This window comes from Sinorhizobium terangae (assembly GCF_009601505.1).
GTDB classification, from domain to species: domain Bacteria; phylum Pseudomonadota; class Alphaproteobacteria; order Rhizobiales; family Rhizobiaceae; genus Sinorhizobium; species Sinorhizobium terangae.
This window is the reverse complement of the sequence record NZ_WITC01000120.1, coordinates 188,248-195,860: the sequence shown is the minus strand read 5'-3', so window position 1 is coordinate 195,860 and position 7,613 is coordinate 188,248. Positions and strand designations below refer to the sequence as shown.

Sequence of the window (7,613 nt, the reverse complement as noted above, 5' to 3'; positions counted from 1 at the left end):
TAGAGTCTGTCAGACCTACGTTGAAACGTATCCTGCATGCCTGAGATAGGCGGCGCATTCGTGCGGGCTGAACGCCTTGAGAGCTTCGCCGACGCGCCGCCATGTCGCCTCGACGCTACGCTCGTCGGCCTTGCGCAGCAGGGTCTTGAGTTTGGCGAACATCATCTCGATCGGATTGAGGTCGGGGCTGTAGGGCGGCAGGAAGAACAGATGGGCGCCGGCGTCGCGGATGGCGCTGCGCGCCGGCTTGCCCTTGTGGCTGCCGAGATTGTCGAGGATGACGATATCCCCGGGGTTGAGGGTTGGCGCCAGGCATTGCTCGACCCAGGCGGTGAAGGCAATGCCGTTGATCGGGCCGTCGAGCACGAAGGGTGCGACGATGCGGTCGTGACGCAGCCCGGCGAGGAAGGTCAGCGTCTTCCAATGGCCATGCGGTATTCTGGCGATCAGCGGCTGGCCGCGCTGACACCAGCCGCGGCTGCGCGTCATGTTGGTTTTGACCCAGGTTTCGTCAACGAACACCAGGCGGCGCGGATCAAGTCGATGTTGATGGGTCTTCCAGCGGCTTCGGAAGCGCGCCACCTTCGGCCTGTCCTGCTCGCTGGCGATCAGCGTTTTTTTTAAATGTCTTGCCTTCGCGGCGCAGAAACCGCCAAACGGTGTCATGCGAGACATCGATCCCGGCCGCCTTCAGATCGGCGGCAAGCGCCCGCACCGTCCAATCGGTTTTGGCCGCCAGTCGGCGGTGAACCTCATCGGCCGCCGCGCCCCGCAGCATGGGTTTGACATGGCCCCCCATCTTGGCCGGCGCCAAACCGCGGCCGGACCGGTCGAGCTGGCCGATCCGCACCGCCGTCGCCGCCGATATCCCAAAGCGCAAGGCGGCCGCCCGCACCGTCATGCCTCCGGCCAAAGCGGCGGCGACGCGCTGGCGTAAATCAAGAGAAAGAGGTCGCGCCATCATTGCTGGCCTCCTCACCAGCAATGATCTTGAATCACAATCCCAACAAAAAGGGAATCCTGTTTCGATTCAGCTTAACGCTGACCGACTCTAGCGTGCAGCCACAGTAGGCCTTCCCCTGAACATCCCGCCCTCAAAGTGGAAACACGAAAAAGCGGAGAAGATGTTCTGAAGAAGAGCGCCGGGCGTCCCTTTGATAGGCGGGCGCCAGTGGTGCGGGCGGCCCCGGTCGCATGAAGCATGGCCGGTCTTGCCTTCGCGGCATGTCCATCATTTCCCGCAACTTCGTCCGTCGCCTGCAGCGATCGATCCGCTATGTGCGGGAAATCTCACGAGCTCATGTCCGGCGAAGAATGCCGGCCACTCCAGAGGGAGCCCTTCCTTGTCTAAACGATCGAATCTCATGACGCGCATTCTCGTTGCTGCGTCCTGCGTTGTCGTCGGCGCCTTTGCAGGCTTTTCCGTCTATATCGATACGCTGCAGAACAGCGCGACGACAAAAGCTGTCGAGGAAAATATCGCCTCGTCCGGCAACCAAGCGGCCCAGAGCGTCGCCAACTGGCTGAACGGCCGCGTGACGCTGACGGCCATGGCGGCGGATGCCGCCGGCCGCGTCGCCGACGAAGCCGCCGTTCAGAGTGTCTTGAAGAACGATATTCTCACCTCCGAGTTCATCTCCACCTATGTCGGCAACGAAAGCGGCAAGTTCATCACCTGGCCCGAAACGCCGATGCCGGAAGGCTACGATCCGCGGCAGCGCCCGTGGTATCAGCAGGCCGTCAAGGCCGATGCGCGCGTCCTCACCGAACCCTATATCGACGCCTCCAGCGGCGATCTGATCATCAGCGCGGCCGTGCCGGTCAAGCACGATGGCAAGCTCTATGGCGTGGCCGGCAGCGACTTCTCGCTGAAGACCCTGGTCTCCATGGTCAAGGCGATCGACGTCGGCGGCGAAGGCTTTGCGTTCCTTGCCAGCAAGGACGGTCAGATTCTAGTCCACCCGGATGCCAAGCTGGTGACGAAGACGCTTGCCGACGCCTTTCCGGTCAGCACGCCGAAGATCGGCAGCGGCATCGTCAACACCGAACTCGACGGCAAGCCGATGCTGGTCAGCTTTGTTCCGGTGAAGGGGCTCCCCTCGGTCGAGTGGTATGTCGGCTTTGTCGTGGACGCGGACGTCGCCTATTCTACGATCGGTGAGTTTCGCGTCGCTGCTACCGTTGCGACGATCCTTGCCGTCGGTGTCATGATCGCTTTCCTCGCGACGCTGCTCAGCCGTCTGGTCATCCGGCCGATCACCGAAATGACCGGCACGATGGAAAAGCTGGCAGCCGGTAATATCCAGGTCGAAATTCCCTGCGAGGGTCGCCGCGATCAGATCGGCTCGATGGCGGCAGCGGTTGCCGTGTTCCGCGCCAACGCCGTCGAGCGTGCACGGCTCGAGGACGAAGCGGATGCGAACCGGTCGCTCTCCGAGCGCGAGCGTCTGGACCGAGAGGCCCAGAAGGCGCGCGATGCGGCGGAAGTACAGCACGCCGTCGACGCGCTTGCGACCGGCCTTGGCCGGCTCGCCAACGGCGATCTCGCCTTCCGCATCGACAGCCCCTTTGCCGATCGCCTCGACCGTCTGAGGGCCGATTTCAACAATTCGGTCGCCAAGCTGCACGACACACTCCGTGCGGTCGGCGTCAACGCCCGTGCGATTGACGCCGGCGCAAGCGAGATCCGTTCGGCCGCCGACGACCTTGCCCGTCGCACGGAGCAGCAGGCAGCCTCGGTCGAAGAGACCGCTGCAGCGCTCGAGGAGATCACCACGACGGTGAAGGACTCGGCTCATCGGGCGGAAGAGGTGGGAGCACTCGTCGCCCGTACCCGCGCCGGCGCCGAGAAGTCCGGTGAAGTCGTCCAGAACGCCGTGCAGGCGATGCACGCGATCGAGAAGTCCTCCGGCGAGATCTCCAACATCATCGGCGTCATCGACGACATCGCCTTCCAGACCAATCTTCTGGCGCTCAACGCCGGCGTCGAGGCGGCCCGTGCGGGCGAGGCCGGCAAGGGCTTTGCCGTCGTCGCCCAGGAAGTGCGCGAGCTTGCCCAGCGCTCGGCCAATGCCGCCAAGGAAATCAAGGCGCTGATCACGACCTCCGGCGACCAGGTGCGTTCCGGCGTGACGCTCGTCGGAGACACCGGCCGCGCACTGGAAGCGATCGTTGCCGAGGTGCAGGAGATCAACACGCATGTCAGTGCGATCGTGACCGCGACGCGCGAGCAGTCCACGGGTCTTCAGGAGATCAATACCGCCGTCAACACCATGGACCAGGGCACGCAGCAGAACGCGGCAATGGTCGAGGAACAGACGGCGGCAAGCCACGGCCTCGCCCAGGAAGCGGCCGCGCTCAACGCGCTTCTCGCCCAGTTCAATCTCGGCGAAACACAGGTTGCCCATTCGAGCGCCGCAAGCTACCGCCGCCGTGCGGCCTGATCAGAGGCGACTGGGAAACATTTGGAGGCTCTGCATTTTGCCGGGCCTTCGTCATTTCTGGGGTTTTTCGAGGGTCGCGACCGCTTCCACATGCGCTGACCAGAGAAACTGATCGATCGGCGTCACCGACGTGATCCGATATCCCGCGCCGGTCAGAATTGCGAGATCGCGCGCAAGCGTCACTGGATTGCATGAAACGGCTGCAATCTTCTTCACGCCCGAGCGGGCGAGCTCGTGGCATTGAGCCTCGGCACCGGCGCGCGGCGGATCGAACACGACGGCGTCGTAGGATTTCAACTCCTGCGCCATCAACGGTCGGCGGAAAAGGTCACGCTTTTCGATCGTCACCGGCTTCAGGCCTTGCGTGTTGCGCGCGGCAAAGTCCAGCGCCTTCAATGCCTTGTCGTCGCCCTCGACGGCATGCACGCGCGCCCTTTGCGCGATCCTGAGAGCGAAGGTGCCGATGCCGGAGAAGAGGTCGGCGACGTGTTTGGCCTTGCCGACATGCTCAAGCACGAGCTTTGCCATCTCCTCTTCGGCAGGCCGCGTTGCCTGGGTGAAACTTCCCGGCGGCGGTGAAACGGTCACGCCGCTAAAGTCGATCGCCGGTTTTACGGGTTCGACAATGATCTCGCCGTTGAGGCTGACGCGGGCAATGCCGCGTTCTCCGAGCACGGCCTCGACGGTCAGGCGCCGCTGCCGGTCGGCGAGCTTGATGCCTTCGAAGGCAAGATCGAGGCCGGAGTTGGTTTCGAGCACCGTGATGCGGAACGGCTCGGCATTCGTCGCCATTGCGGCCGCGATCTTGCGTATGGTTGCGAGCCGGGAAACGATGCCCGGGCTCGTGATGGGACATTCGCTGATCGACACGATGTGATGGCTCTCTGCCTGGTTGTAGCCAAGCAGCATTTCCTTTTCGGTTCGCCGCGCGGTGAACACGGCACGCCGCCGCTCGCCCACGTGTGCGATCACCAGCGGGGCCACGTCCGGCGTCAGCCCCTTCGACTTCAGGGCGTCGATGACGAGATTGCGCTTGAAGGTGTGATAGAGATCGTCCGAGGCATGCTGCAGCGTGCAGCCGCCGCAGGCGCCGTTGACGCCGTCCGGACCGAAGTGCCGACATTTCGGCTCGGCACGGTCGGGGGACGCCTCTTTCAGCGAGATGAGCGTGCCGTGCGCCTTGTTGACGGCAAGGGCGACGGTTTCGCCGGGGAGCGTGAACGGCGCATAGACCGGACCTGCTTCGGTCTGCGCGATGCCGTCGCCCTGTGCCCCAAGGCGGGTGATCGTGACGGTTTGCGTGCTCATGGCTTCACACCGGCAAGGAGGAATTCTGTATTACCGTCGCCACCGGCGATGGGGGAGGGGATGAGACCGAGGCTTCGCCAGCCCATGTCCGCCACTAGCCAGCGCTCGAGTTCGGCGGCAACGGCAGGGGCGCTCTCCGGATCCTTGAGCAGCCCGGCCTTGCTGATCGCCTCGCGGCCGGCTTCGAATTGCGGCTTGACGAGCAGCACGCAATACGCGCCGGGTTCGGCCATGCCGAGCGCGGGTCGTAGCGCGAGTTTCAACGAGATGAAGGAGACGTCGGAGACGACGAAGGTGATGGCGTGGTTGCCGACGTCCTCCATTGTCATCGCCCGGGCGTTCAGCCCTTCGATATTGGTGACGCGAGGATCTTCCGCGATCCTGGGATGCATCTGCCCGTGGCCGACGTCGACAGCTACGACATGGCGGGCACCGCGCGTGAGCAGAACCTCGGTGAAGCCGCCGGTCGAGGCGCCGATATCGATGCAGGTCTGCCCGGATGGGTCCAAGCCGAAATGGTCGAGGGCAGCGACGAGCTTCAGCGCGGCACGGGAAACATAGGCCTGCGCCGGATCGTCGATCGTGATGGCGACACCTTCGACGAAGCTGGCGGCGGGCTTGGTCACCGTGCGGCCATCGACCTTGACGGTTCCGCGCTGGATGGCGTCGCGCGCACGGGCGCGGCTGGCAACGAGCCCGCTGTTCAGCAGCAACTGGTCAAGACGGATGGATATCTTTGCTTCTTCGGACATGCAGTCTCGTCGCGCCTTGGCGTTGTCTTTTCGTTGAAGCGTATACCGAAAGGGCTCAGCCAGCCGCCCCGAGGCCGACCGCGTGCTTCTGGCCAAGCGCCTTGAAGACGGTCGAGACGATTCCGGCCCGATCGAGCCCGGCCGCCGCATACATGGCTTCGGGTCTCGCCTGTTCCATCCAGGTGTCCGGCATCACCATCGGCCGCACCTTGAGCCCGCCATCGAGCAGGCCGTCCATCGCAAGGAACTGCAGCACGTGGCTTCCAAAGCCGCCGACAGCGCCTTCTTCGATGGTGATCAGCACTTCATGGTGACGGGCAAGCTGGCGGATGAGATCGTGGTCGAGAGGCTTTGCAAAACGCGCGTCGGCAACGGTCGTCGAGAGACCGGCGGCATCCAGATCCTCGGCCGCCATCAGACAGTCGGCAAGCCGCGTGCCGAACGAAAGCAGTGCGATCTTCGAGCCTTCCTTGACGATGCGCCCCTTGCCGATCTGCAGGATCTGCCCGCGTTCCGGCAGGTCGACGCCGACGCCCTCGCCGCGGGGGTAGCGGAAGGAAATCGGGCCTTCGTCATAGGCGGCTGCGGTGCGCACCATGTGTTTCAGTTCCGCCTCGTCGGCGGCGGCCATCACCACGAAGCCGGGTAGTGTCGCGAGATAGGTCGTGTCGAAGGAACCGGCATGCGTCGGCCCGTCGGCGCCGACGAAGCCGGCGCGGTCGATCGGGAAGCGGACCGGCAGCCCCTGGATCGCCACGTCATGAACGACCTGGTCGTAGGCGCGCTGCAGGAAAGTGGAATAGAGCGCCGCGAATGGCTTGTAGCCCTCTGCCGCGAGCCCTGCCGCGAAAGTCACTGCGTGCTGCTCCGCGATGCCGACATCGAAGCACCGCGATGGATGGACCGACGCAAACCTATCGAGACCGGTGCCCGAGGGCATCGCAGCCGTGATCGCGACGATCTTGTCGTCAAGGCTCGCCTCCTGGACGAGCGCTTCCGCGAACACCGACGTGTAGGCCGGCGCATTCGGCTTCGCCTTCGCCTGGGCACCCGTGATCACGTCGAACTTGTTGACGCCGTGGTACTTGTCAGCAGCCGCTTCCGCCGGCGGATAGCCCTTGCCCTTCTGCGTCACCACGTGGATCAGCACCGGTCCTTTGGCGTTGTCCCGGACATTGCGCAGCACGGGCAGCAGGTGATCGAACGAGTGACCGTCGATCGGACCGATGTGATAAAAGCCCATTTCCTCGAAGAGCGTGCCGCCGGTGACGTAGCCGCGGGCATGCTCAACGGCACGCGTGATCGCCCGATCGACGCTCTTGCCGAGATAGGCCGTCAGCTTCTTGCCGACCTCGCGGATGCCCATATAGGTGCGGCCCGAAGCAAGGCGCGCGAGATACGCACTCATCGCGCCGGTAGGCGGCGCGATCGACATGTCGTTGTCGTTGAGGATGACGATGAGGCGTGCGTCGAGCGCACCGGCGTTGTTCAACGCTTCGTAGGCCATGCCGGCCGAGAGCGCGCCGTCACCGATCACGGCAATCACGTTGCGGGACTTGCCGTCGAGATCGGCGGCTACCGCCATGCCGAGACCGGCGGAGATCGAAGTCGAGGAATGCGCCGCGCCGAAGGGGTCGTATTCGCTTTCGGCGCGCCGCGTGAAGCCGGAAAGGCCGCCTTCCTGACGCAGGGTACGGATGCGGTCACGCCGCCCGGTCAGGATCTTGTGCGGATAGCACTGATGGCCGACGTCGAAGATCAGTCGGTCATGCGGCGTGTCGAAAATCTTGTGAATCGCGATCGTCAGTTCGACGACGCCAAGGCCGGCGCCGAGATGGCCACCTGTGCGCGACACTGCATCGATCATTTCCGCGCGCAATTCACTTGCCAGCTGCGGCAGATCCTTGTCCTCGATCTTCTTGAGATCGTCGGGGAACTTAACCTGATCAAGCAGGGGCGTCGCCGGCATAGGATTGGTTGGCAGTTGTGTCACGCTGCATGCCTCATGCGCGCCGAGGACGGCGCGCGAACTGTTGATGGTGTTCGTCGAAGTGGCTCTTTAGACGCAATCGCGGTTGAATGCAAAATTAGGCTTTCCTGCGACTTCAAC

Annotated in this window: 5 protein-coding genes; 1 reads left to right on the top strand and 4 read right to left on the bottom strand. The window is 63.9% G+C overall.

All coding sequences use genetic code 11. The features are described from left to right. Positions 1–15: 15 nt before the first annotated feature. Positions 16–961 (bottom strand): IS630 family transposase gene (locus GHK62_RS28290; protein ID WP_167528167.1). Its coding sequence is split into 2 segments (ribosomal slippage): positions 16–621 and positions 623–961, totalling 945 coding nucleotides; the frame shifts between segments, so codons are not numbered across the junction. 382 nt (positions 962–1,343) lie between these two features. On the opposite strand from GHK62_RS28290, the gene mcpU reads away from it, so the two are divergent. Then, on the top strand, positions 1,344–3,443 hold the full coding sequence (gene mcpU / locus GHK62_RS28285; RefSeq protein ID WP_153442247.1) for a methyl-accepting chemotaxis protein McpU: 2,100 nt from the start codon (positions 1,344–1,346) through the stop codon (positions 3,441–3,443). Positions 3,444–3,494: 51 nt separating this feature from the next. On the opposite strand, the gene GHK62_RS28280 is transcribed toward mcpU, so the two are convergent. The 3 genes from GHK62_RS28280 to dxs are packed head-to-tail and all read right to left on the bottom strand — an operon-like array spanning position 3,495 to position 7,472. Next, a complete protein-coding gene (locus GHK62_RS28280) occupies positions 3,495–4,751 on the bottom strand; it encodes a class I SAM-dependent RNA methyltransferase (protein ID WP_153442246.1) in 1,257 nt (418 codons plus the stop codon). After that, on the bottom strand, positions 4,748–5,503 hold the full coding sequence (locus GHK62_RS28275) for a TlyA family RNA methyltransferase (RefSeq protein WP_153442245.1): 756 nt from the start codon (positions 5,501–5,503) through the stop codon (positions 4,748–4,750). Before GHK62_RS28275 ends, GHK62_RS28280 begins: the two co-directional genes overlap by 4 nt. 55 nt (positions 5,504–5,558) lie before the next feature. Continuing rightward, the gene (gene dxs, locus GHK62_RS28270) at positions 5,559–7,472 is read right to left on the bottom strand and encodes a 1-deoxy-D-xylulose-5-phosphate synthase (protein WP_153442269.1); all 1,914 of its coding nucleotides are present in this window, start codon (positions 7,470–7,472) and stop codon (positions 5,559–5,561) included. Positions 7,473–7,613 lie beyond the last annotated feature (141 nt).